General features: G+C 70.4%; 26 protein-coding genes. 19 read left to right on the top strand and 7 right to left on the bottom strand.

Annotated elements, in window-relative coordinates:
• The first annotated feature begins 7 nt into the window (after window positions 1-7).
• The 14 genes from B5557_RS16110 (at window position 8) to B5557_RS16045 (ending at window position 11,128) form a co-directional block, all read left to right on the top strand.
• Window positions 8-1,264, top strand: coding sequence for an AAA family ATPase (locus B5557_RS16110; protein WP_079660045.1), 1,257 nt, complete (start codon window positions 8-10; stop codon window positions 1,262-1,264).
• 5 nt (window positions 1,265-1,269) lie between these two features.
• Window positions 1,270-1,668 (top strand): TadE/TadG family type IV pilus assembly protein, encoded by a 399-nt coding sequence (locus B5557_RS16105; RefSeq protein WP_079660044.1) that lies wholly within the window; start codon window positions 1,270-1,272, stop codon window positions 1,666-1,668.
• Between the two features lie 79 nt (window positions 1,669-1,747).
• Window positions 1,748-2,068, top strand: a complete 321-nt coding sequence (locus B5557_RS16100; protein WP_231976364.1) for a TadE/TadG family type IV pilus assembly protein — start codon at window positions 1,748-1,750, stop codon at window positions 2,066-2,068.
• 16 nt (window positions 2,069-2,084) lie between these two features.
• A complete protein-coding gene (locus B5557_RS16095) occupies window positions 2,085-3,422 on the top strand; it encodes a CpaF family protein (RefSeq protein ID WP_079660041.1) in 1,338 nt (445 codons plus the stop codon).
• Between the two features lie 5 nt (window positions 3,423-3,427).
• A complete protein-coding gene (locus B5557_RS16090) occupies window positions 3,428-4,372 on the top strand; it encodes a type II secretion system F family protein (protein ID WP_079660039.1) in 945 nt (314 codons plus the stop codon).
• Between the two features lie 33 nt (window positions 4,373-4,405).
• A complete protein-coding gene (locus B5557_RS16085; RefSeq protein WP_079660038.1) occupies window positions 4,406-5,293 on the top strand; it encodes a DUF5936 domain-containing protein in 888 nt (295 codons plus the stop codon).
• Between the two features lie 248 nt (window positions 5,294-5,541).
• Window positions 5,542-6,822 carry a sensor histidine kinase gene (locus tag B5557_RS16080; RefSeq protein WP_331716838.1) on the top strand — a complete coding sequence of 427 codons (1,281 nt, stop codon included), beginning with the start codon at window positions 5,542-5,544 and terminating at the stop codon, window positions 6,820-6,822.
• Window positions 6,822-7,610 (top strand): response regulator, encoded by a 789-nt coding sequence (locus B5557_RS16075; RefSeq protein WP_079660036.1) that lies wholly within the window; start codon window positions 6,822-6,824, stop codon window positions 7,608-7,610. The genes B5557_RS16080 and B5557_RS16075 overlap by 1 nt, the downstream gene beginning before the upstream one ends.
• A 114-nt stretch (window positions 7,611-7,724) precedes the next feature.
• Window positions 7,725-7,961 carry a Flp family type IVb pilin gene (locus tag B5557_RS16070; protein WP_079660034.1) on the top strand — a complete coding sequence of 79 codons (237 nt, stop codon included), beginning with the start codon at window positions 7,725-7,727 and terminating at the stop codon, window positions 7,959-7,961.
• 50 nt (window positions 7,962-8,011) lie between these two features.
• Window positions 8,012-8,560 (top strand): pilus assembly protein TadG-related protein, encoded by a 549-nt coding sequence (locus tag B5557_RS16065; RefSeq protein ID WP_231976440.1) that lies wholly within the window; start codon window positions 8,012-8,014, stop codon window positions 8,558-8,560.
• Window positions 8,561-8,594: 34 nt separating this feature from the next.
• Window positions 8,595-9,176, top strand: coding sequence for a hypothetical protein (locus B5557_RS16060; protein WP_079660033.1), 582 nt, complete (start codon window positions 8,595-8,597; stop codon window positions 9,174-9,176).
• An 8-nt stretch (window positions 9,177-9,184) separates the two neighbouring features.
• The gene (locus tag B5557_RS16055; protein WP_079660031.1) at window positions 9,185-9,802 is read left to right on the top strand and encodes an OmpA family protein; all 618 of its coding nucleotides are present in this window, start codon (window positions 9,185-9,187) and stop codon (window positions 9,800-9,802) included.
• 43 nt (window positions 9,803-9,845) lie between these two features.
• Window positions 9,846-10,232: a DUF192 domain-containing protein gene (locus tag B5557_RS16050; protein ID WP_079660030.1), complete on the top strand. Its 387-nt coding sequence runs from the start codon at window positions 9,846-9,848 to the stop codon at window positions 10,230-10,232.
• A gap of 95 nt (window positions 10,233-10,327) precedes the next feature.
• Window positions 10,328-11,128 carry a class I SAM-dependent methyltransferase gene (locus B5557_RS16045; protein ID WP_079660028.1) on the top strand — a complete coding sequence of 267 codons (801 nt, stop codon included), beginning with the start codon at window positions 10,328-10,330 and terminating at the stop codon, window positions 11,126-11,128.
• A 17-nt stretch (window positions 11,129-11,145) separates the two neighbouring features.
• Here the strand turns inward: B5557_RS16045 and B5557_RS46250 are convergent, their stop codons facing one another.
• On the bottom strand, window positions 11,146-11,661 hold the full coding sequence (locus B5557_RS46250; RefSeq protein ID WP_079660027.1) for a DNA glycosylase AlkZ-like family protein: 516 nt from the start codon (window positions 11,659-11,661) through the stop codon (window positions 11,146-11,148).
• Window positions 11,662-12,370: 709 nt separating this feature from the next.
• Between B5557_RS46250 and B5557_RS16035 the strand changes: the two genes are divergently transcribed.
• The 5 genes from B5557_RS16035 (at window position 12,371) to B5557_RS16010 (ending at window position 18,295) form a co-directional block, all read left to right on the top strand.
• Entirely contained in the window at window positions 12,371-13,144 is a 774-nt protein-coding gene (locus B5557_RS16035; RefSeq protein WP_079660025.1) for an isoprenyl transferase, read from the top strand.
• 347 nt (window positions 13,145-13,491) lie between these two features.
• Window positions 13,492-14,817, top strand: a complete 1,326-nt coding sequence (locus tag B5557_RS16025) for a PhoH family protein (protein WP_079660022.1) — start codon at window positions 13,492-13,494, stop codon at window positions 14,815-14,817.
• A 429-nt stretch (window positions 14,818-15,246) separates the two neighbouring features.
• On the top strand, window positions 15,247-15,921 hold the full coding sequence (locus B5557_RS16020; RefSeq protein WP_079660021.1) for a transglycosylase SLT domain-containing protein: 675 nt from the start codon (window positions 15,247-15,249) through the stop codon (window positions 15,919-15,921).
• A 73-nt stretch (window positions 15,922-15,994) separates the two neighbouring features.
• Complete coding sequence (locus B5557_RS16015) at window positions 15,995-16,711, top strand: transglycosylase SLT domain-containing protein (protein WP_079660019.1); 717 nt, start codon at window positions 15,995-15,997, stop codon at window positions 16,709-16,711.
• A gap of 141 nt (window positions 16,712-16,852) precedes the next feature.
• The gene (locus B5557_RS16010) at window positions 16,853-18,295 is read left to right on the top strand and encodes an AI-2E family transporter (protein ID WP_079660017.1); all 1,443 of its coding nucleotides are present in this window, start codon (window positions 16,853-16,855) and stop codon (window positions 18,293-18,295) included.
• 3 nt (window positions 18,296-18,298) lie between these two features.
• Here the strand turns inward: B5557_RS16010 and B5557_RS16005 are convergent, their stop codons facing one another.
• From B5557_RS16005 to B5557_RS15980, 6 genes are all read right to left on the bottom strand, one after another.
• The gene (locus B5557_RS16005) at window positions 18,299-18,841 is read right to left on the bottom strand and encodes an alkyl hydroperoxide reductase (protein WP_079660016.1); all 543 of its coding nucleotides are present in this window, start codon (window positions 18,839-18,841) and stop codon (window positions 18,299-18,301) included.
• A 199-nt stretch (window positions 18,842-19,040) separates the two neighbouring features.
• Entirely contained in the window at window positions 19,041-21,377 is a 2,337-nt protein-coding gene (locus B5557_RS16000) for an FtsX-like permease family protein (protein WP_079660014.1), read from the bottom strand.
• Window positions 21,374-22,063, bottom strand: a complete 690-nt coding sequence (locus tag B5557_RS15995; protein WP_079660013.1) for an ABC transporter ATP-binding protein — start codon at window positions 22,061-22,063, stop codon at window positions 21,374-21,376. Before B5557_RS15995 ends, B5557_RS16000 begins: the two co-directional genes overlap by 4 nt.
• Window positions 22,060-22,584 (bottom strand): PadR family transcriptional regulator, encoded by a 525-nt coding sequence (locus B5557_RS15990; RefSeq protein WP_079660011.1) that lies wholly within the window; start codon window positions 22,582-22,584, stop codon window positions 22,060-22,062. The genes B5557_RS15995 and B5557_RS15990 overlap by 4 nt, the downstream gene beginning before the upstream one ends.
• A 127-nt stretch (window positions 22,585-22,711) precedes the next feature.
• On the bottom strand, window positions 22,712-22,966 hold the full coding sequence (locus B5557_RS15985; protein WP_079660010.1) for a hypothetical protein: 255 nt from the start codon (window positions 22,964-22,966) through the stop codon (window positions 22,712-22,714).
• The gene (locus B5557_RS15980; RefSeq protein WP_079660008.1) at window positions 22,963-23,910 is read right to left on the bottom strand and encodes an SPFH domain-containing protein; all 948 of its coding nucleotides are present in this window, start codon (window positions 23,908-23,910) and stop codon (window positions 22,963-22,965) included. The genes B5557_RS15985 and B5557_RS15980 overlap by 4 nt, the downstream gene beginning before the upstream one ends.
• Between the last annotated feature and the right edge of the window lie 56 nt (window positions 23,911-23,966).

The following is a 23,966-nucleotide window of genomic DNA, read 5'->3' as shown; positions in this document are numbered from 1 at the left end:
GCCGCCCATGCCCACGAGGATCCTCCCGGCCGTCGGCGACGCGGACGCGGTCCGTTCCCTCACCACCCTGCTCAGCCAGCTCCCGGACGCCGAACCGGTCGCCCCGGTCGGCGACTCCACGCAGCTCGTCGACACCCTCGCCCGGCTGGCCGCCGAGTCGGTCGACGAGCTGCCCGAGGTCGTCGTCGTCCACGAACGCATCGGCCCCGTACCGGCGCTGGAGCTGGTCCGCGAGGTCGCCCTGCGCTTCCCGGCGATCGGCGTCATCCTCGTCACCACCGACGCGGGCCCCGGCCTGTTCGCCGCCGCCATGGACTCCGGGGCCCGCGGCCTGGTCACCCTGCCGCTGAGCTACGAGGACCTCGCCAGCCGCGTGCAGGCCGTCGCCCAGTGGTCGGTGGGCGTACGACGCCATCTCGGGCACGGCGGCGACGTGTTCACCGGCGTCGGCGGCACCGTCGTCACCGTCAGCGGCGCGAAGGGAGGCGTGGGCGCGACCCTCACGGCCGTCCAACTCGCCCTCGCCGCCCAGGCGTCCGGTCGCCCCACCGCGCTCGTCGACCTCGACCTCCAGGCCGGCGACATCGCCTCCTACCTGGACGTCCAGTTCCGTCGCTCGGTCGTCGACCTCGCCGCCATCGCCGACATCTCGCCCCGCATCCTCGCCGAGGCCGTCTTCCGCCACGACAGCGGCGTGGCCCTGCTGCTCGCCCCCGGCGAGGGCGAACGCGGCGAGGAGGTCACCGACCGCGCCGCCCGCCAGATCCTCGGTGCCCTGCGCTCCCGCTACGAGGTCGTCGTCGTCGACTGCGGCGCGCAGCTCGGCGGCGCGGGCGCGGCGGCCGTCGAACTCGCCGACCGCGCGCTGCTTGTCACCACCCCCGACGTGGTCGCCGTGCGCGGCGCCAAACGCACCGTCCGCATGTGGGACCGGCTCCAGATCCGCAAGGCCGAGGAGACGACCGTCGTCGTCAACCGGCACAGCCGCGGTACGGAGATCCAGCCTCCGCTCATCCAGAAGATCACCGGCACGGCCCTCGCCACGACGACGGTCCCCGCGAACTTCAAGGAACTCCAGGCCGCCGTGGACGCCGGCCGCGTCGACACCCTCGACGCCAAGGGCGCCGTCCGCCAGGCCCTGTGGGCGCTCGCCGGCGAGCTGGGACTGGTCAAAGGGCCCGAGGCCGCGCTGGTGCGCAGGAGCGGAGGACGGGCCCGGGGCGGGGACCGGGGCACGGTCGGGTTCCGGCGGCGGAGGGAGTGAGCGCCATGAGGAGACTTCGGGGCGGCGACCGGGGCCAGGTCACCATCGAGTTCCTCGGTATGACACCGCTGATCATCGTGACGCTGGTGGTGGTGTGGCAGTTCGTCCTGGTGGGGTACACCTTCACGCTCGCGGGGAATGCTGCCGACGAGGCGGTGCGGGCGGGCACGGCGGCGCCTCCGGGGGAGCGGACCGGCGTCTGCCAGGAGGCGGGCCTGGCCAAGCTGGGGGACGCGTGGAAGGGGAACGCCGAGGTGGACTGCGGCGGCACCGACTATGTGACGGCCGACGTCACCCTGTACGTCCCCGTCCTCTTCCCGGGCCTGATCGACTTCCCGTTCAAGGTGTACGGCCACGCGGGCGCCGTCGAGGAAGACGACGGCCACGAAGCGGGCGGCGGCTGAGATGGCCTACGGACGTGGAAGGGGTGCAGGCGTTCGCCGTAAAGGCGCACACGACCGTGGCGCACGCGACCGCGGCCAAGTGGCCCTGGAGTACCTCGGGTTCCTGCCCCTCCTGCTCCTGGTCGCGTTGGGCGCCGTACAGCTGGGCCTCATCGCCTACGCCGCCCAGCAGGCGGGCACGGCGGCCCGGACCGGGGCGCGCAGCGCGTCCCTCGACGGCAACTACAACGCCGACTGCCAGCAGGCGGTGAGCAGTTGGCTGAAGGCGAGCTGCGGCGATCTGGCGTTCGGCGACGACGAGGTCACGGTCACCTCCACCGTCACCATCCCGTCCGTCATCCCGGGCATCGGGAGCTTCGGCGAGGCACACAAGACGGCCACGATGCCGGTCGACCACTGAGGGAAGGGCATCCGACATGAGCCTGCGGGCACGCATCACCTCCCCCGAGGAGAACGGCGGCCGGGGCGAGGACGGCCATCTGGTCTCCTCCTACCGGACCAAGCTGCTGGAGGAGATCGACCTCGCCGAGATGAGTTCACTGGCGGCGGCCGAGCGCCGGGCCCGGCTGGAGCGCGTGCTCGGGCACATCATCAGCCGCGAGGGCCCGGTGCTGTCGACGGTGGAGCGCTCGCAGCTGATCCGCCGGGTCGTCGACGAGGCGCTGGGCCTCGGCATCCTGGAGCCGCTGCTCGAAGACGCGTCGATCACCGAGATCATGGTGAACGGCCCCGACGCGATCTTCGTCGAGCGGGGCGGCCGGGTGGAACAACTCCCGCTCCGCTTCGCGTCGAACGACCAGCTGATGCAGACCATCGAACGCATCGTCTCGACGGTCAACCGCCGTGTCGACGAGACGAACCCGATGGTCGACGCCCGCCTCCCCTCCGGCGAACGCGTCAACGTGATCATCCCGCCGCTGTCCCTCACCGGCCCCACCCTCACCATCCGCCGCTTCCCACGCTCCTTCACCCTGCACGAGCTGATGGGCTTCGGCTCGCTGGACGAGCAGATGCTGTACCTGCTGGCGGGCCTGGTGCAGGCGAAGTTCAACGTGATCGTCTCGGGCGCCACGGGCACCGGGAAGACGACGCTCCTCAACGCGCTCTCCGGTCTGATCCCGGACGGCGAACGCATCATCACCATCGAGGACTCCGCGGAACTCCAGCTCCAGCAGTCGCACGTGATCCGCCTGGAGTCCCGGCCCCCGAACGTCGAGGGCAACGGCCGCATCACCATCCGCGACCTGGTCCGCAACTCCCTCCGGATGCGCCCGGACCGGATCGTGGTCGGCGAGGTCCGTGGCGGCGAGTCGCTCGACATGCTCCAGGCGATGTCGACGGGCCACGACGGCTCCCTGGCCACGGTCCACGCCAACAGCGCCGAGGACGCCCTGATGCGTCTGCAGACCCTCGCCTCGATGTCGGACGTCGAGATCCCCTTCGTCGCCCTGCACGACCAGATCAACAGTGCGGTTGACGTCGTCGTCCAGCTCACCCGGTTCGCCGACGGCGCCCGCCGGATCACCGAGATCGCCCTGCTCGACAGCCACGGCGGCGAGCCGTACCGGCTGGCGACGATCGCCCGCTTCAACGCCCAGCCGATGACCGCCGACGGTCGGATCCACGGCGCCTTCGAGTACTTCCCGCTGCCCCGCCGTACCGCCGACCGGCTCTACATGGCGAGCCAGCCGATACCGCAGGCGTTCGGGGTCGCACGGGACGCACTCGAACTGACCACAAGGGAAGCCCGGTAACGCTGATGGACCTCACCACCCTCACCACCCTCACCACCGGCGTGGCCCTGCTGACCTGCGTCCTGGCCGTCATCGGCGTGCACATCTACGCCAAGGGCCGGGCCCAGCGGGCGGAACTGGTGGAACGCCTCTCCGCCACCGGCCAGCTCACCGGCACCGCCCGCCGGCGCCGCTTCCGCACCCTGGACCGCAGGCTGCGCCGCACGACCACGGGCCGCAAGCTGGAGCTGAAACTGGCGGCGACCGGACTGGACATGACCCCCGGTGAGTTCTTCGTCTACATGCTGGCGACGGTGGCCGGCCTGTGGCTGGTCGGGCAGGCCACCCTGGCCCCCTTCTTCGGCCCGATCGCCGGCCTCCTGGGCGTCTGGGCGGCCTGGCAGTTCCTCAACTGGCAGCGCCAGAAACGCATCGAAAGGTTCATCAACCAACTCCCCGAACTGGCCCGCATCCTGGCCAACGCCACCCACGCGGGCCTGGCGCTGCGCACCGCCATCGGCATGGCGGCGGAGGAGCTGGAGGCCCCGGCCGGCGAGGAACTGGCCAAGGTGGCCAATCAGTTGGCGGTCGGCCACTCCATGGACGACGCCCTGGGCGAACTCGCCGACCGCCTGCCCTCCCGAGAACTCGTCGTCCTCGTCACCACCCTGGTCCTGTCCAACCGCGCCGGCGGCCAGGTCGTCGGCGCGCTGCGCAACCTGACGGAGACGCTGGAGGAACGCAAGGAGACCCGGCGGGAGGTGCGCACCCAGCTGTCGCAGGTGAACATGACCTCCTACGCCGTGCCGGTGCTGGGGGTCGGGGCGTTGTTCCTCATGAACAGCGTCGAGGACGGCACGCTGGACCGCATGACCGGGTCGCCCGTCGGCCAGGCCTGCGTGATCATCGCGTTCAGCCTCTACGCCGTCGGCTTCGTCCTCATCCGCCGTATGTCCCGCATCGACGTCTGAGCAGGGAGAGGGAGAGGGAGAGGGGAACCAGGGATGGAACTGCTGCTCGCACTCGCCGTGGGGCTCAGCGTCTGGGGCATGTTCGCCGGCATCCGCATGTACCGGGCCGAGGTGAAGCTGCCCAGCGACCTCGCGCTGGCCCTGGAGGTCGGTGCGACCCGCACCAGCGCCGTGGGCTCGCTCATCGACCGCCTCGGCATGCGGTACGCACCCGCCGTGCTGCGGCTGATGGGCCCCAAACAGGTCACCCGTTACCGCCGCAGGATCGACCTCGCGGGCAATCCGGGCGGCCTGACCATCGACCGCTACGCGGCCCGGCGCGCGGTCTACGGCGCGATCGGCGCCCTCGGTGCCTTCGCCGCCCTGCTCCAGGGCAGCTTCTTCGTCGCGCTCCTCATGCTCGCCTTCGGCCTGTTCTGGTCCGAGGTCGGCATCTGGTCCGCGATCCGCATCCGCAAGGACGCCATCGAGCGGACCCTGCCGGACTTCCTCGACGTCCTCGCCGTGGTGGTGAGCGCGGGCCTCGGCTTCCGCCAGGCCCTCGACCGGGTGGCGTCCCGCTACGAGGGCCCGTGGGCGGACGAGATCCGCATCACCCTCCGACAGATGGACCTCGGCGTGAGCCGCCGCGAGGCCTTCCAGGAACTGCGCCGGCGCAACGACTCCGAGCAGGTCGCCATGTTCGTCACCGCGCTCCAGCAGGGCGAGGAGCTCGGCGCGCCGATCGTCGACACGCTCGTCTCGATCGCCAAGGACATGCGCCGCACGGACGCGCAGAACGCCCGCCGCAAGGCGGCCCGCGCCGTCCCCAAGGCCACGCTGATGATCACGACGTTCATGGTCCCGGCGACGATGCTCCTCCTCGGCGCCGGCATGCTGCTCGGCTCCGGCACGGACTTCAGCTCGATCACGGGCGACTAGGGCGGACGGTCATGACGGTCACCATGGAGACGCGCACGAGACAGTGGCGCCGCCGCAGCCGCGGTAGTCGCGGCAGTGAGACCGGGGGCAGTGAGACCGGGGGCAGTGAGACCGGCGGCTGGGCAATCGGCGGTCGGGCAGCCGGGGGAGGCGCAGCCACGGCCCGGGCAGCGGAGGACCAGGGAGCTACAGGCCGGGCGGCCGAGGGGCCGGGGGCCGCGGGCCGGGCAACGGAGGTCCAGGGAGCCATGGGCCGGGCAGCCGAGGGCCAGGCGACTGCGGGCGAGGCCTCCATCCCCCTCCAGGTCAACGCGCTTCAAGCGATGTGCCGCCAGGTCTTCGCCTTCCGTCTGGCCATGATCGCCGTCGCCGCCCCCGCCGCCCTCCTCAACGCGGCCCCCGGCATGAGCGTCCGCCTGGTGGGCGCGGCCGTGGTCGTCACCTTCATGGGCTCGTACGTCCTCTTCCGTGACTGGGAGCGCTTCGGCCCCCTCCTCCTGCGTCACCCTTCCCTGCTGGTCGTGGACACCCTGTTCGGCACGCTGCTGCTGATCTCGGCGGGCCCGGACACCACGCTCGCCTACGTCAGCGTCTGCACCCCGCTCCTCGCCGGCATCGTCTACGGCTGGCGGGGCGCCGCCTGCTTCGCCTCCCTCCAGTCGCTGATCCTGCTGCTGGTCCACGCGACCCTCGTACGGGAGTCGGGGGCGGGCCTGGCCGAGAGACTGCTGCTGCCCGGCTTCTGTGTCATCACCGGCGCGGTCGGCTCCGCCCTGCGCCAGCTGATGCTCCGCTTCGGCACGGCGACCCAGGCCCTGACCACCGTCAAGGCCCGGCTGGCCGTCACCGAGGCGGTCGCCGCCGAACGTGCCCGGCTGGCCCGCGAGATGCACGACTCGGTGGCCAAGACGCTGCACGGCGTGGCCCTCGCGGCGGACGCCCTGGCCCATTCGGCGGGCTCACCCGGCATGGACCCGACCCGGGTACGCCAACACGCCGAACTCGTCGCCCGCGCCGCGCGCCGCGCCGCCGCCGAGTCCCGTGAACTCCTCACCGACCTGCGCCGCGAGTCGGACCCGGCGCCGGGCGCCGACTTCCTGCCCGAACTGGCGGCTGCCGCAGACGACTTCGCGGAACGGACCGGCCTGCCGATCACGTACCACCGCCCCACCGGCGACGGCGGGACGCTCCCGGTCCCGCCCGCCGTGGCCCGCCAGCTCCTCACCATCGCCGCGGAGGCCCTGGAAAACGCCCACCGCCATGCGGCCCCGACCCGCGTCGACGTACGAGCGGCCGTGACCGGCGGACTCCTGACGCTCACCATCCGCGACGACGGCCGTGGCCTCCCGCCCGACACCACCCTCGAACAGCTCCGCCGCACCGGCCACTTCGGCCTGGTCGGCATGGTGGAACGGGCCGCCTCCGTCGGCGCCCGTATCCACATCGGCCACGGCCCCGACTCCCGGGGCACCGAGGTCCGCGTCGAACTCCCCCTGGCCGCGCTCGCCCCACGAGAGGAGGCCGCCTGATGCCGGACCAACCGCCCCACCCCGACACCGTGCAGCCGCTCTTCCCCCCACCGCACCGGCCCGACCCCGTCCGCGTCATCGTGGCCGACGACAACCCGGTCGTCCGCGCGGGCCTGACCGCGCTCCTCTCCGGCCGCGAGGACCTCACGGTCGTCGCGGAGGCGGCCGACGGCCGCGAGGCCTACGAGTCCGCCCTCCGGCACCGCCCCGACGTCGTCCTCCTGGACGTCCGCATGCCCGGCGTCGACGGCCTCTCGGCCCTTCCTCACCTGGCGCGGATCGCCCGGGTCGTGATGCTGACGTACAGCCACGAGCCGGAGATCGTGCAGCAGGCCCTGCGCGAGGGGGCCGGGGGCTATCTGGTCCACGGCGAGTTCACCGTGGAGGAACTGGTGTCGGCGGTACGCGACGTCACGCGGGGCCGCGCCCACTTCACCCCGACGGCGGCGACAGCAGTGCTGGCGCACATCCAGAACAATGCGACTGCACACGCCGAAGCGGACGCAACACCCCTACTTCCCCTGAGTTCTGCGAAATCGCTTTCGCAGTTGCAACCATCTATGGGACAGTCGACGTCGATAGGCAGGGAGAGGTTCCCACTGAGCGCGAGGGAGGCGGAGATCATGGACCTCATCGCGTCGGGCATGAACAACCAGCAGATCGCCGCCACCTGCTTCATCAGCGAGAAGACGGTCAAGAACCACATCAACCGCATCTTCGCCAAGCTGCACAGCAGCAGCCGCTCCGAGGCAGCGGCCAAGTGGCTGGGAACGGCGGTGACTTCGTGAGGCTACGAATCCGCCGCACTCCCGCCTGGGCCCGGGATTGGGCCCACAGACCCTTCTCCGAGGTGGACACACGGCCTTACGTTGCCGGTCACGCCACCGATGGAGGGGAACGCCATGAGCGACCTGCTGCTGAAGACCGCCGTCGCGGCAAAGGTCCGGGTGAGCGGCTGGACGAACACGACGGCGAGGGCCGTACGCCGCCGCGCCCACGGCGACAAGGGTCAGACCGCGGTCGAGTACCTCGGCATCATCGCGGTGGTGGTGGCGATCGTCGTCCTGATCGCGAACACGAACCTGGGGCAGACGATCGTCGACAAGCTGACGGCTCAGATCGACAAGGTGGCTCCCTGACACGACTTCGCGTGCATGGCGATGCAGGGCAGGTCTTCCCCATCTACATCATGGTGGTGGCGGGCCTGCTCTTCCTCGCGTTCGCGTACTTCGCGGTCGGCCAGGCCGCGGTGAACCGCAATGGTGCCCAGACTGCAGCCGACGCGGCGGCGTTGGCGGCGGCGCAGGAAACCAGGGACCAACTGGCAGGACTGTGGGTCGAGGACGTTCTAGACCCGACGAAATGGCAGGACATATTCCACGGCATCGGAGCGGACGGCGACCCGTGCTGGCGCGCCTCTGAGCTCGCCGCGCAGAACGACGCCAGCGTGGACGACTGCGATCCGGACGGCCTCCGCTTCACGGTCGCCGTTCAGGCGAACAAGTCGGCGGGGGACTCCGTAATCCCGGCTACGAGCACCAAGCAGGCGCACGCCTCCGCCACAGCCGTGATCGAGTCCCTGTGCACGTTCGATCTGCCGGAGGTCGGTTCAGCGGCCGACGTGTTGCCGAAGCTCACCTGCGGCGAGGACGAGGAGGAGTGGGACTTGGACCCGACGGACCTCACCCACTTGCCCAAGCCCGAGGACCTCTTCGACGTCCACCTGGCCAACGACTGACGCGTGAACGACAAGTGGTGAAGGAAGCGGAGTGATGAGCATGCGGTTCACGGCGAAAGCCCGCAGGGGGATGGTCGTGCTGGCCGTAGTGTCCGGGCTGGCCCTCGGCTCGGCCGCGTGCGGGGGCGGAGGCGGCGGTGACGACAAGAAGCCGCAGAGTTCGCCTTCGGCCAAAACCAGTGGATCGCAGCCGGACACCCAAGAGGGCCAGTCCGACGAGCCCTTGGCCGAGCTGAAGGGGCCGAGCGGGCTCCTACTGCAGATCTCCTCAGCCGTGCGTGACTCCGGCGGTTTCGTCACCGTCAATGGCGCCCTGAAGAACGACAGCGGGACTTCGGTCGTGGTCCCGTCCGCCCTGAGCGGCAACGAAACCGAGATCATCAACAATGGAAGGTCCCTCGGCGGAGCCACCCTCGTCGACTCCAAGAGCAAGAAGCGCTACTACGTCCTCCGCGACACCGAAGGCCGCCCCCTGACGACCACGGGCTTCTCGACCCTCAAGGCCGGGGAATCCATCGACGTCTTCCTCCAGTTCCCCGCGCCCCCCGCCAGCTCGACCGACGTCACCTTCCAACTCCCGCTGTTCCCCAGCGGGGTCATCAAGATCTCCGGGTGAGGACGGCCATGACCCCACGTCTCACTCTGGCGGTGGCCACGGCCACCCTCGTGATCATCGGGATGGCCCCCGCCGCCCACGCCGACGACACCAAGCCCAGCGTCCCTCCGGGCACCGAACCCACCGCGTCCGCCCCCGTGGAGGTCGACTCCAACGACCCCGACCTCAAGCTCCCGGAGGGCGGCACCCTCGCCGCGCCCAAGGTGCTGGACATCAAGCAGGTCGTCGAGGACGAGGCGGGGGACGAGCGACGGGAGGACACCAACGCGGACGTGACGTTCGCCCTCCAGGCCGAGGTCCTCTTCGGCAAGGACAGCTCGAAACTCGGCCCGGAGGCGCAGGCCAGGATCGCCACGATCGCCGCCGAGATCAAGAAGCAGAACACCACCGTGGTCCGCGTCTTCGGCTTCACGGACAACCTGGGCTCCTCAGCCCACGGCGACGTCCTGTCGAAGCAGCGGGCGGACGCCGTCCAGGCGCAACTCGCGGGCCAGCTGAACAACCCGAACATCACCTTCGAGGTCCGCGGCTACGGCGAGCAGTACCCCATCTCCGACAACTCCACCGAAGAGGGCCGCAAGAAGAACCGCCGAGTGGAGGTCACGTTCCCCCGCACGACGAGCTGATCTTGCGCATCACATAGCCCGTACAGGACGCGAAAGGCGGGACATGAGGCGTTGGCGTGACGGGCGGGGGCGGTTGACGGTGCAGGGGGACGGCGGCGCGAGTGTGACCGTGCCGTTGGAGTTCGCCACGTCCTACCGGGCCCGTACAAAGGGCCTCCTGGGCCGGGACGCCGTCGACGGCGCGTTGTTGCTGTCGCCCGCTTCCGGCATCCACACCTTCCGCATGCGCATCCCCATCGATGTCGCCTACCTGACCCGCGACCTCACCGTCCTCGCCGTCCGCACGATGCGCCCCGGCCGGCTGGGCCGACCGCGCCTGCGCGCACGGCATGTGCTGGAGGCGGAGGCGGGGGTCATGGCGGGGTGGGGGGTGAAGGCGGGGGCGCGGGTCTCGGTCGAGGCGGGGCGGACCGACGGCGAAGCTCCGTGAGGGAGACAGAGCCCCTCCTCCTGCCGCCCTCCCCTTGGACCGCACCGGCATAAAAATCGGCGGCGTCCGCGTCCCTCTTCTGTGACGATCGCCCTATGAGCGCCGACGACCGCGACCCGCGCCCCAGCTTCGAGGACCTCCTGGCCGAAGGGGCCGCCGTCCCCACCGAGGGATGGGACTTCTCGTGGTTCGAAGGGCGGGCCACCGAGGAGCGGCCGTCGTGGGGGTACGCGGTGTCGTTGGCCGAGCGGCTGGCCGGGGCGACGGCCGCGCTCGACATCCAGACCGGGGGAGGGGAGGTCCTGGACTTCGCCCTCGCCCGCATCGGCCCCGAGGCGCCCGTCCTCACCGTCGCGACCGAGGGCTGGCCTGCGAACGTCGCCAAGGCCACCGCACTGCTCCGACCGCGCGGCATCGCGGTCGTCGCCTGCCCGGAGGACGCCCCGCTGCCCTTCGCGGACGCCACCTTCGACCTGGTGGGCAGCAGGCATCCGGTCCGGCCCCTCTGGGGTGAGATCGCCCGTGTCCTGGAACCCGGCGGGACCTACTTCGCCCAGCACGTCGGCCCTCGCAGCGTCTTCGAGCTCGTCGAGTACTTCCTGGGGCCGCAGCCCGACGAGGTGAGCAGCACCCGGCATCCCGAGCGGGAGCGGGCCGGGGCCGAGGCGGCGGGGCTGGAGATCGTCGACCTGCGGGCGGAACGGCTGCGGGTCGAGTTTCACGACATCGCCGCCGTCGTGCACTTCCTGCGCAAGGTGGTGTGGATGGTCCCGGGCTTCACGGTGGAGACGTACCGGCCCCGACTCCGCGCCCTGCACGAGCGCATCGAGGCCGAGGGCCCGTTCGTCGCGCACAGCACCCGCCACCTCATAGCGGCCCGCAAACCGACCAACTGACCGCGCCCCACCGCCTCTCAGGCGTGTGGTCCCGTGGTCACCTCGCCGATGACCAGTTCGAACACGGGAACTCGGGGAACGGGCCGAACACGTCGGGGAGGTGCTCGAGGCAACGGTGTCTCCGGCCACCACCCAGGCCCGTGCGCCCTCGAAGAGCACCTCCTCCACCGCTCCCTGAGCCGCCAGTTCCCCGAACAGGCCCGTCGCCCAACTCTCCTTCGTCGCCAACCACTTGGCGAAGGGAGTTCGTCGGCGGGGAGGAGGTGGACGGTCCCGCGCGGGCCGTGCGTACGCACCAGTGAGCGCTCCTCCCACAGGGCGGCCCGCACGTCCTTCCGCGTCACTCCTGCCGCACGCACCCCGATCGCCACCTCCGCCGCGGACGGCACCTGTGCGTGGGCGCCGAGCATGGCCGCGACGACGTCCTCGACGCCGTTCGCGGGCGGCCTCGGACCGCCTGCCGGCGAATTGGCCAGGAACTGTCGTTCGAGCCTCCGTGCGGAGGCCTCTCGCCAACTGATCCTCAAGGTCATGGCGTCGACGTTAGGGGGCAAACAGGTCAGATCCTGTCCTCTGCGCCGCCGTGCACCCCCCGAGCGCCCCCGGACCGGCACCACCCCTCCTTCCGCCTCTCCGTCCACCCCTCCATCCGCGCGACCCGCCGCCTCCGCGGGGTTTCCACATCGTTATCGCGAACAGTTCACATTCGGCGTGGACCTGACGTAAGTTCGAGGCCAGGCAATTCGCGTGAGCAAAGCTGCGTGGACGTCACCGCGCAGTGGAGGGGGCTGCGCGGTGACGCCCGCGTCAAGACGGCGTTCGCGGTCGGGTTAGCCCATCGGGGGGACCCTCGGACAACTCACCGGCCCTCGCCCAAGCCGCTCCAAAACCTCTGCTTCCTCCGGCAAACGCCCCCATTCCCCTGGGAATCCGCTGCGTTTTGGCCATGAACCACTCATGAACCATGCCTTAAACGGCCACCGGCGCGTTGCCGGGTGACTCCGGAGAGTAGTTGTGGCGCGCCGATGCACGCAGCATCACTTACGAAGGGTTATGGTGGAAACCCCCCCTCGGGCCGGTCCGTCTCCCCCCCACGGACCGGCCCGTTTTTTGTGCCCCCGCGCGCCTCCCGTCCGCCCTCCCCCGCACCCGCTCCGTGCCCACCCGGCTCAACGACCCAAGCCCCGCAGGGGTAGGCTGCGCCCCGCGGGGACCGCACCGTACGGAGGGGCTGACATTCACGTGAACCTGCGCGACAAGCTGCGCGGCCTTCTGGTCAGGCTGTACGCACGCCGGGTGGAAGGTCACCTGGACCACGCTCAGGTGCCCAAGCACATCGGCGTCATCATGGACGGCAACCGACGCTGGGCAAAGGCCGCGGGTTCCACCACCGAACACGGCCACCGCGCCGGCGCCGACAAGATCGAGGAGTTCCTCGGCTGGTGCACCGAGACGGACGTCGAGGTCGTCACCCTGTGGCTGCTGTCGACGGACAACCTCGACCGCCCGCAGGAGGAACTCGTTCCGCTCCTCGGCATCATCGAGGACGTCGTGCGCACCCTCGCCGCCGACGGCCGCTGGCGCGTCCACCACGTCGGCACCCCCGACATCCTCCCCTCCCATGTGCAGACCGCGCTGAAGGAGGCCGAGGAGTCCACCGCCCACGTCGACGGAATACTGGTCAACGTCGCCATCGGCTACGGCGGCCGCCAGGAGATCGCCGACGCCGTGCGCTCGATGATCGTGGACGCCGCCGACAAGGGCACCTCGATGGAGGACCTCGCCGACTCCGTCAGCGTCGACCTGATCGGCCGCCACCTCTACACCGGCGCACAGCCCGACCCCGATCTGGTGATCCGCACCAGCGGCGAGCAGCGGCTGTCCGGATTCATGCTGTGGCAGACGGCCCATGCGGAGTACTACTTCTGTGAGGTCTTCTGGCCGGCCTTCCGCAAGGTCGACTTCCTGCGCGCCCTGCGCGACTACGCGGCCCGACACCGGCGTTACGGCGGCTGACACAGCCGGCCCGCCGGCGCCTGCTGCGGGCTACCGGCGGGTCGCCAGGGGCGGAAGTAACGAAGGACGTAACGAGGAGTTCACCGGCGCGCCGTCATATGCCGTGGCATGGCGGCGCATGTTCGAGGGCATAAGCCAAGCAGGTCGACGCCCGAACCACGGGTGTCGGATCTCAGCGGACGGCACGGGGCCGTCCGCCCGGGAGGCCCTTTGCACCAGCCCGACCGTGCGGTCACGGCACGGAAGAAGCAGCGGGGGGCCGGTTCTCGGCCCGTGCAGAGCGGCCGAGAACCGGTCCAGCTCCACTCCGTCGCTCCCCGACCTCATCCGAGGGGGTACGTCCTTCCGTGGTGACCAGCACAAAGCGCCGTATGCCAGACCGGCGCACCTATGTTCTCGACACCAGCGTCCTGCTGGCCGACCCGAACGCCATGACCCGCTTCGAGGAGCACGAGGTCGTGCTCCCCATCGTGGTGGTCACGGAACTGGAGGCCAAGCGGCACCATCCGGAACTCGGCTACTTCGCCCGGCAGGCGCTGCGTCTGCTGGACGACTACCGGGTGAAGTTCGGTCGCCTCGACGCCCCCATCCCGATCGGGGAACTCGGCGGCACCGTCCGTGTCGAGCTCAACCACTCGGACCCCAGTGTGCTGCCGACCGGCTACCGCCTGGGGGACAACGACTCCCGCATCCTCGCGGTCGCCCGCAACCTGCAGGCCGAGGGGTTCGACGTCACCGTCGTGTCGAAGGACCTTCCGCTCAGGATCAAGGCGTCCTCGGTCGGTCTCCTCGCCGAGGAGTACCGCGCCGAGCTCGCCATCACGGGCTCCTCCGGCTGGACCGGAATGTCCGAACTGAGCCTGTCCGCCGAGCAGGTGGACATCCTCTTCGAGGTCGGCCACACCTACGTGCCCGAGGTCGCCGACCTTCCCGTGCACACCGGTCTGACCATCCAGTCCGAGCGCGGCAAGGCGCTCGGCCGGGTCACCGCCGAAGGCAATGTGCGCCTCGTGCGCGGCGACCGGGAGGCGTTCGGCATCAAGGGCCGCAGCGCCGAGCAGCGCATCGCCCTCGATCTGCTGCTCGACCCGGACGTCGGGATCCTGTCGATGGGCGGCCGGGCCGGCACCGGCAAGTCCGCGCTCGCGCTCTGCGCGGGCCTGGAGGCGGTCCTGGAGCGCCGCCAGCACCAGAAGGTGATGGTCTTCCGGCCGCTGTACGCGGTGGGCGGGCAGGAGCTGGGCTATCTGCCCGGTTCCGAGGCCGACAAGATGGGCCCCTGGGCGCAGGCGGTCTTCGACACGCTGTCCGCGGTCACCAGCCGCGAGGTCATCGAGGAGATCACCGCCCGCGGGATGCTGGAGGTGCTGCCCCTGACTCACATCCGGGGCCGTTCCCTCCACGACGCCTTCGTGATCGTCGACGAGGCCCAGTCGCTCGAACGGAATGTACTTCTCACCGTTCTGTCCCGTATCGGAGCGAATTCCCGGGTCGTTCTGACCCACGATGTGGCGCAAAGGGACAATCTGCGGGTCGGGCGTTACGACGGTGTGGTCGCCGTCGTCGAGAAACTGAAGGGGCACCCGCTCTTCGCGCACGTGACGCTGAACCGGTCCGAGAGGTCCCAGATCGCGGCACTTGTGACCGAAATGCTGGAGGACGGGCAGATCTGAGGGATCTGAGCCTGATCGGACAACTTTATAAACGCTGAGGTGAGTTGGCGCCGTCCGGCAAAGGCAGTGAGCCTAGCCGGGCGGCGCCTTCGCGTGTGGGCCTTTCGTGAAATCCCTCGGGGTGAAAGAGATGTGAGCTTTCACACGCAACTCGGAATTGCCTTGCGCGTTTGGTTACGGCAGAGTCTCAGTCCTGTCAGGCCCCGCATACGACACACCTGTACCCCCAGCGGTGCAGAACAACTTGAGCTTCACCTCTCAACTCCATACCGACGTCGTATGCCGCCCGAGCATCACGCGGCGCTCCCGTAGCGGGAGTTGCCCACCGGGCCCGTGTCTCCTGTGACCCCGCAGTTCGGAGACCAGCGTCAGGGGCACGATTGCGTCCGCCAGGGTCACCGAAGCGGGCGATGCTGGAAGGAAAACCGTGTGAGCCGGATCTCGGTCCGGGGATTCGCAGTGGCCTCGGCCACGGCGGTCACCGCTGTCGGAAGCGTCGTCGGCGTTGCCTCGGGCAGTGTCGCGCAGCCCAACGACGCAGAGGCGACGGCAAGCGACGCGACGCTCCTCGCCGACCTGCCCGTGGGCCAGCAGGCCCAGGTGCAGACGGCGTCCCTCGCGCAGCAGGCCAGCTACCAGGCCATCGCCGCGGACGAGGGCGCGAAGAAGGACGCCGAGGAAGCGGCCCGCAAGGCCGCCGCCGAGACGGCCGTCGCGAAGAAGGAGGCCGCCGAGAAGGCGGCCAAGGAGCGTGCCGAGGCCAAGACCAAGGCCAGCCGCAGCGCGGGCGACTTCCCGATCCTCAGCTCCTACTCCGTCGGGCAGATCCAGGCGATGGCGGCACAGATGGTGCCCAGCGGCCAGTTCCAGTGCTTCAGCAACATCGTGGACCACGAGTCCAGCTGGAACTACCACGCGGTCAACGCCTCCTCCGGTGCCTACGGCCTCTTCCAGGCGCTGCCCGCCGGCAAGTACGCGTCCGCCGGCTCCGACTGGCAGACCAACCCGGCCACCCAGATCAAGTGGGGCCTGAACTACATGGACAGCCGGTACGGCAGCCCCTGTGAGGCGTGGTCGTTCTGGCAGGCCAACCACTGGTACTAGCAGGACCCGTGCGGCCCCGGCCGTTCATCCCCCCTCACCCTGACCACCTGATGACTCAGCAGAAGGAATACGTGTGAGCCGGATATCGGCCCGGGGCTTCGCCGTGGCCTCTGCCACCGCCGTCACCACTGTCGGCGCCGTCATGGGCGTCGCCCAGGGCAGCGTCGCGCAGACCAACGACGACGCCGAGGCGACGGCGGGCGACTCGACCCTCCTCGCGGACTTACCGGTAGGCCAGCAGGCCCAGGTACAGACCGCTTCCCTGACCCAGCAGGCCTCCGCGCAGGCCATCGCGGCCGACACCTCCGCCAGGAAGTCGGCGGAGGAGACGGCCCGCAAGCAGGCGGCCAAGGACGCGGTGGCCAAGCAGAAGGCCGCCAAGGACGCCGCGGACAAGGCGAAGGCCGACCAGGAGGCCAAGGAACGCGCCGAGGCGCAGACCAAGTCCGCCTCCAGCTCGACCGTGGACCCCGGCAGCTTCGCCCAACAGTCGTCGTACACCGTCGCCGAGGTCCAGGCCATCGCCCGGCAGATCGTGCCCGCCGACCAGTTCCAGTGCTTCAGCAACATCGTGAACCACGAGTCCACCTGGAACTATCAGGCCGTCAACCCCTCCTCCGGCGCCTACGGCCTCGTCCAGGCCTACCCCGCCTCGAAGATGTCGTCGGTCGGCGCCGACTGGCGGACCAACCCGGCCACCCAGATCAAGTGGGGCCTGAACTACATGAACGATCGCTACGACAGCCCCTGCGGCGCCTGGGACTACTGGCAGGCCAACCACTCCTACTGAGCCGGCGCCACATCTCTCGCTCAACCCTGCGCAGCCCCTCCCCGTCATAGGGGGAGGGGCTTTCGCCCTGTACGGTCGGTACGGCCGGGACCGACGACTCCAGGGGGAGTGGTGGGGAGAGACGGGGGAAGAGGACCGATCATGTCGCGAGTGCCAGGGTGGCTCGGCCGGCTGGGCGCCGGTCTGACGCAAATGGGGGAGCTGCTCGACGAACGGCGCGCGGAGGTCGAGCGGGAGAGTGAGGGCCCCGAGCCGGCACCGCCGCCGCCCCCCGCCGAGACCGCCACGGCCACCGCGACCACCGCGACCAGCGCGACCACCGCGGCCGGCACGGCCGCTCCGGTGCCTGCCGAGGCCGAGGAATTTCCGCCGCGCAGTCCGCGTCCCGACCCCGTGCAGGCCGTGCCGTGGGGGGTGCGGGTCGCCGCCGAGGCCGGCTGGCGGCTGCTGGTGCTCGCCGGGACCGTCTGGATCCTGATCAAGGTGATCAGCGCGGTCCAACTCGTCGTCATGGCCTTCGTGGTGGCCCTGCTGCTCACCGCGCTCCTGGAACCCACCGTCGCCCGACTGAAGCGGGTCGGCGTGCCCGGAGGGCCCGCCACCGCGCTGACGGCGATCCTCGGGTTCGTCATCATCGGCCTGATGGGCTGGTTCGTGACCTGGCAGGTCATGGCGAACATCGACAACCTCTCCGACCAGGTCCAGGGCGGCATCGACGACCTGCGCCGCTGGCTGCTCAACAGCCCCTTCCACGTCACCGACAAACAGATCAACGGCATCGCCAAGAACCTGCGCGAGGCGATCGGCGACAACACCGACGCGATCACCTCGGTGGGCCTGGAAGGCGTCACCGTCGTGGTCGAGGCGCTCACCGGCATCCTCCTGGCGTTCTTCTCGACGCTCTTCCTGCTCTACGACGGCAAGCGGATCTGGGAGTGGACGCTCAAGCTGGTCCCGGCGGCGGCCCGGCCGGGCGTGGCGGGAGCGGGTCCGCGGGCCTGGGCGACGCTCACGGCGTATGTGCGCGGCACGGTGATAGTCGCGCTGATCGACGCGATCTTCATCGGCCTCGGTATCTACTTCCTCGACGTGCCGATGGCCGTCCCGCTCGCCGTGTTCATCTTCCTGTTCTCGTTCATCCCGCTGGTCGGCGCGGTCGCCTCCGGCGCGCTGGCCGTCGTGGTCGCACTCGTCACGCAGGGCGTGTTCACCGCGGTGATGGTCCTGGCGGTGGTGCTGGCCGTGCAACAGATCGAGGGCCACATCCTTCAGCCGTTCATCCTCGGCCGCGCGGTCCGCGTCCACCCGCTGGCGGTGGTCCTGTCGGTCGCGGCGGGCGGCATGGTGGCCGGCATCGGCGGCGCGATCGTGGCCGTGCCCCTGGTGGCCGTGACGAACACCGTGGTCGGCTATCTGCACGCCTACTCCCGGGAGCAGGCCCTGCGGCAGTCGCCGCGGCCACGGGGGGCCACGGCGGCCGGTGTCGCACCGGTGGCCGCACCGGCCGCGGCACCGGCTCCCGCGCCGGAGGACCGGAAGCCGCAGCCCTCGGCCGATGACGCCTCGGTCACGACGGGCGAGTGAACCTCACGTCGCGCAGTCGGCGAGCACCTCTTCCGCGTCCAGCGTCACCGCGAGCGCCTGGATCACCGAGGCGATCTTGAAGGCCTCCTGGACGACCTCGCGGTCGACGCCCGCCTTGCGCAGCTTCTGCTCGTGCGAGTCGAGGCACAGACCGCAGCCGTTGACGGCGGAGACGGCGAGCGACCACAGCTCGAAGTCGACCTTCTCGACACCGGGGTTGCCGATGACGTTCATCCGCAGACCGGGGCGCAGGTTGGCGTACTCGTGGTCGGAGAGCAGATGGCGGGTCCGGTAGAAGACGTTGTTCATCGCCATGACGGCCGCCGCCGACCTGGCCGCGGTGTACGCCTGTGGCGAGAGGTTCGCCTTCGCCTCCGGGGCCAGCTCGCGCAGCACGAGGGGGGAGCGCGCGGCGATCGCGGTCACCAGCACGGTGCCCCACAACTGCTGTGCGGACAGCTTGGAGTCGCCGATGACCGAGCCCAGATTGAGTCTCAGGTCCCTGGCGTAGTCCGGAATCGTGGACGTCAGCGCATCCAGCGTCATAGCAGTTCACTCCCGGCCGGCAGCTTGATCGGTTCCAGGGTGGCCTCGCCCTCGGTCCCGGTGCAAGGGCACAGCTCGTCGGACGGGGCCGGGTCCGCGTACGAAGGGCCCCTCCCCAGGTGTGGGGAGAGGCCCTTGCCGGGGTTGCCGGGGTTGCCGTGGCCGTGTGGCCGGCGTGGCGGGTGTGGACGGGGAGGGGCTACTCGGTGCGCAGGCCGTCCGGTCGCATCAGCCGCATCAGCGGCGGCAGGCTCAGCAGCGTCACCAGCAGGACGACCCCCGCGCCGCAGCCGGTCATCGCCAGCACGCTCGCCCAGTCCACGCCCACCGGGGTGGACGTCATCTTCAGCAGCACGGCCCCGAGCGTGAGCCCCACCGCCAGGGCCAGCAGCAGGCCCAGCGCGATCGGGATCGCCGTCTGCCACAGCACCGACAGGCCCAGTGTGCGCCGCCGGGTGCCGAAGGCGACCAGCGACGACAGCAGCTTCTTGCGTTCGCGCAGTTGCTCCAGCTGCGAGACCAGCAGGCTCGCCCCGATCAGCAGCAGCACACAGGCGGAGCCGACGAGCAGACCGGTGCGGATGGAGGTGAACCTCTTGTCCTGCTTGGTGGACGCCCAGGCCAACGGCTCGGCCAGCGGATCCAACTGGGCCGCCGTGTTACGTGCGTACTCGTAGGCGTCGGGCACGGAATCGTCGATCGAGAGGTACAGCTCACCTCTGACCGTGTTCTCGGCCGCCTTGGGCAGCGCGCTCGGCGTCATCAGGAAGCCGCCTCGCTCCCAGTCGACCAGGCCCTTGGAGGACTTGGCCGTGACGATGCCCGCGGGCACGGTCCAGGTGATCTCCGGGCCGTGCTCGGAGGAGGACTGGTCCAGGTACAGCTTCGTGCCGGGCTTGTTCAGCTGCGGCTCCTCGGGGGCGTTCGCGCCGCCGTCCAGCACGAACACGTCGCCGTCCTTGCACGAGGGCAGCTTCGCCACCTCGCCCAGGGCCGAGCAGTCGCCCACGGTCAGGTCGACGACCGTGTTCGGTCCGTCGTGGCTCCGCCAGGAGGCGTCGCCCACATAGCCCTCCCACAGGGCGGTGACCTTGCGGACGCCCTTGGTGTCGGTGAACTTCTGGGCGGTCGGAGCCATCGGGAGGCCGTCCGGTACCCGCACCTGCATCTGCGCCCGGGTGAGGTCCTGGCCGGTGGGCTTGGTGTAGTCGCCGTCCACGCCCGCGAAGAGCATCTGCAGCGCGATCGCCCCGGCCACCGCCACCGCGATGCCGTTGACCATTCGGGCCGCCGTACCGCTGCTCAACTGCAGTCGTCGTACGGCCAGTTGCCAGGCGACACCGCCCGAACCGAGCCGGGCGACGACCGTCTCCACGAGCCAGGGCAGCAGCGAGGTGATCCCGATGAGGAGCAGCAGGACGCCGCCGGTCACCAGATACTGGTTGAAGTCCCCGTTCTCGCGGCCCTGTCCGATCATCGGGAAGAGCATCGCGAGGCCGGCCACCGGCATCAGCAGCCGCCACCACAGCCGGCGCCGTGCGGGCTTCGCCGTGCGCACCACGCCGAGCGGCTCGATCACCACACCGCGCAGCGCGAGGAGGGTGACCAGGATGGCGGCCGTCGGCACCGCCAGGACGACCAGCGCGGCCAGCGCGGGGGAGGGGTTGAGGTAGCTGGGCCACACGCTGATGTCCATCACCTCGACCGTGCCCGCCGCCTGGCGGCCGATCAGGAAGAAGACCGCGCCGAGGACCAGGCCGAGCAGCGAGCCGGCCATCGCCTCGCCCGCCGCGATACGCCGGGTCATCCGGCCGTCGGAACCGATCAGCCGGAGGGCGGCGAGCCTGCGGTCGCGGCGCTCGCCGCCGAACCGCACGGCCGCGGCGATGAACACGGCCACCGGCATCAGCAGCACCACGATGATGACGAGGACCAGCAGGACCAGCACCGGGTCGGGTCGCTCGTGCGTCGGGTTCGGGTTCCCGAACTCCTTCAGCCGGGTCACCCCGGTGTCGAGGTGCGAGGCGAGCCCGGAGCCGCCCGCGTAGTAGGCGAGCTCCTGGGAGCCGATGAGTCCGGATTCCCCGATGGTCCCGACGATCCGGTACGGCAGGCGCTCTCGCAGCAGCGCCGAATCGTCTGCGGCGAGCAGCTTCTTCAGCGCGGGCGAGACGACCATGTCGCCCTTTGCCGGGAACTCGCTCACACCGGGCGGCAGCGGGGCCCTCGGGCCTTCCGGCTCCACGAGTCGGCCGCGCACGCTCTTGTCGCGGAAGTCGGTGTCGGACCCGACGATCAGCAGGGTGTCGTCGGCCTTGGCGGGCTCCGATTCGCCGAACGCCCAGTCCAGCCGGGCCTGTTCACGGTCGTGACGCACCGAGAGCACGTTCGGCACGGCCGTCGTCAGCAGCAGGACCGCCACGCCGAGGCCGACGCCCACCGCCGTCAGAATGGCCCTGACCCAGCCCTCCCGTCCGCCGGCGAAGGCGAACCGGACCCCCATGCCCAGGTCCCGGTTCCACTGGCGCAGGCTCATACGACCCGCTCCATGTCCCGCGACTTCCCGTCCCGTACGACGATCTCGCGGTCGGAGTAGGCGGCCACCCGGGCCTCGTGCGTGACGAGGACGACGGCCGCGTTGGCGGTGCGGGCGGCCTCGGTGAGGAGCTCCATCACGCGCTCGCCGTTGAGCGAGTCCAGCGCGCCGGTCGGCTCGTCCGCGAAGATCACGCGCGGGCTGGTGACGAGCGAGCGCGCCACGGCCACCCGCTGTCCCTGCCCGCCGGACACCTCACCGGGCCGCTTCTTGCCGAGGTCGTCGACCTCCAGGCGCTCCATCCAGCTCAGGGCGGTGCGCTCGGCCTGCTTGCGCGGGGCGCCGTTCAGCCGCAGCGGCAGCGCCACGTTCTCCACGCAGGTCAGTTCCGGCACGAGCTGTCCGAACTGGAACACGAACCCGAACTCCGAGCGCCGCAGCTGACTGCGCTGGGCGTCGCTCATCTTCGCGAGGTCACGGCCGTCGTACAGGATCGAACCGGAGTCGGGCGTCACGATGCCGGCGAGGCAGTGCAGCAGCGTCGACTTGCCGGACCCGGACGGGCCCATCACGGCGACGACCTCGCCGGGATGGATGGAGAACTCGGCGCCGTCCAGCGCCATGGTCGGGCCGTACGCCTTGCGCAGGTTCTCGGCGATGAGCAGGGATCCCCCGGGAGCGTTCACGCAGTCACCGCCGCCTTCAGCTTGTCGAGGCGCGCGGCGGCCAGCTCCAGCCAGCGCAGGTCGGCCTCGAGGTGGAACAGGGCATGGTCGCAGATCAGCTGGTCGGCGAGGTCGCCCTTGCGCTTGCGGTCGGTGAGGATGCGCATGCTGCGCAGATGCTCGGACCGCTGCGTGTCGAGGATCTCGGCCGCGTCGCGGTGCGTGAGCAGCGCGAGGACGACTTTGGTGTAGAGCGTCGACTGCAGATACGGCTCGGGCTTCTCGGGCGTGCCGAGCCAGCGCTCCACGTCGGTGACGCCGGCGTCGGTGATCGCGTACCGCTTGCGCTCGGGGCCGCCGCCGGCCTCGATGCCGTCGACCTCGACGAGACCGTTCTTCAGCAGACGGGACATCGTCGAGTAGACCTGGCCGTAGTGCAGGGGCCGGTCGTGACCGAACTTCTCGTCGAAGGCCCGCTTGAGGTCGTAACCGTGGCGGGGCCCGGACTCCAGGAGTCCCAGGAGGGTGTGACCGATGGACATGAGGAGGACTGTACATGCGGTGTATACCTGGTGTGTATACGTGGGGTGTGCAGGTCGCAGCGGTGGGTACGCGTGCGCAGGTGGGGGCCGATTGTCACCGTTCTGCAACAGGCGGCGGCGAGGCCGTTCAGGCCGACGGGGGGCGCGGGGGAGAGCCCCCCGGGGGGCGCCCGCGGCGGGGCAGCGGTCCCGTCTCTCCCGGCAGCCGCCCCGCCTCCTTCAGCGCCTTCCGCAGCAGGAACTCGATCTGCGCGTTCGCCGACCGCAACTCGTCGGAGGCCCAGCGGGCCAGCGCGTCGTAGACGAGCGGGTCCAGCCGCAGCAGCACCTGCTTGCGCTGCGGCCGACCTTGAGGGGCCGAACCCCCGGCGGGAACCGTCACTGGTAGAGGGTTCCGGTGTTCAGGACCGGCTGGGGCGCCCGGTCCCCGCACAGCACCACCATCAGGTTGGACACCATCGCCGCCTTCCGCTCCTCGTCAAGTTCCACGATGCCCTGCTCGGCGATCCGGCTGAGCGCCGCCTCGACCATCCCCACCGCCCCGTCCACGATCTCCCGCCGCGCCGCGACCACCGCGCCCGCCTGCTGCCGCTGGAGCATCGCCGAGGCGATCTCGGGAGCGTACGCGAGGTGGGTGAAGCGGGACTCGATGATCCGCACTCCGGCCGCCTCCACGCGCGCGTGCAGCTCTATGGCGAGCTTCTCGGTGATTTCCTCGGCGTTGCCGCGCAGCGAGAGCCCGTTCTCGTCGTGCGAGTCGTAGGGGTACTCGATGGCGATGTGCCGGACGGCCGCCTCGGTCTGGGTGGCGACGAACTCCAGGAAGTCGTCCACCTCGAAGCTGGCCTGCGCGGTGTCCTGCACGTTCCACACCACGACCGCGGCGAGCTCGATCGGGTTGCCGTAGGCGTCGTTGACCTTCAGGACGGCCGTCTCGTGATTGCGCACCCGGGTGGAGATCTTCTCGCGGGAGGTGAAGGGGTTCACCCAGCGCAGCCCGTCCTCGCGGATGGTGCCCCGGTAGCGGCCGAAGAGCTGCACCACGCGGGCCTCGCCCGGCGCCACCGTGTTCAGCCCGCACATCGCGAGGAACGCGGCGAGGGCGACCAGGATGCCCCCGGTGATCAGCACGGCCTTGACGCCGATCGCGGTCACGGCGGTGGCCGTGGCGATCATCCCGCCGCCGGCCAGCAGCCCGACCAGCCCGAGCAGCAGCGCGAGCCCCCCGCCCACGCTGTGCGCGGGGAACTCGTGCACCCGCGGGGCCGGCATCTCGGGTGCGTCGATGTCGGGCGTGGAGGCGGAGGTGGATGTGGAGGTGGGCATGGTGGGTCCCCGTTCTCTTTCGTCTTCTCTTCGGCCGAGCGGTCGGCCAGGCGGCC

This window comes from Streptomyces sp. 3214.6, from assembly GCF_900129855.1.
Taxonomy (GTDB): Bacteria; Actinomycetota; Actinomycetes; order Streptomycetales; family Streptomycetaceae; genus Streptomyces; species Streptomyces soliscabiei.
The sequence above is the reverse complement of the archived record's forward strand: the minus strand, read 5'-3'. Positions and strand labels throughout refer to the sequence as shown.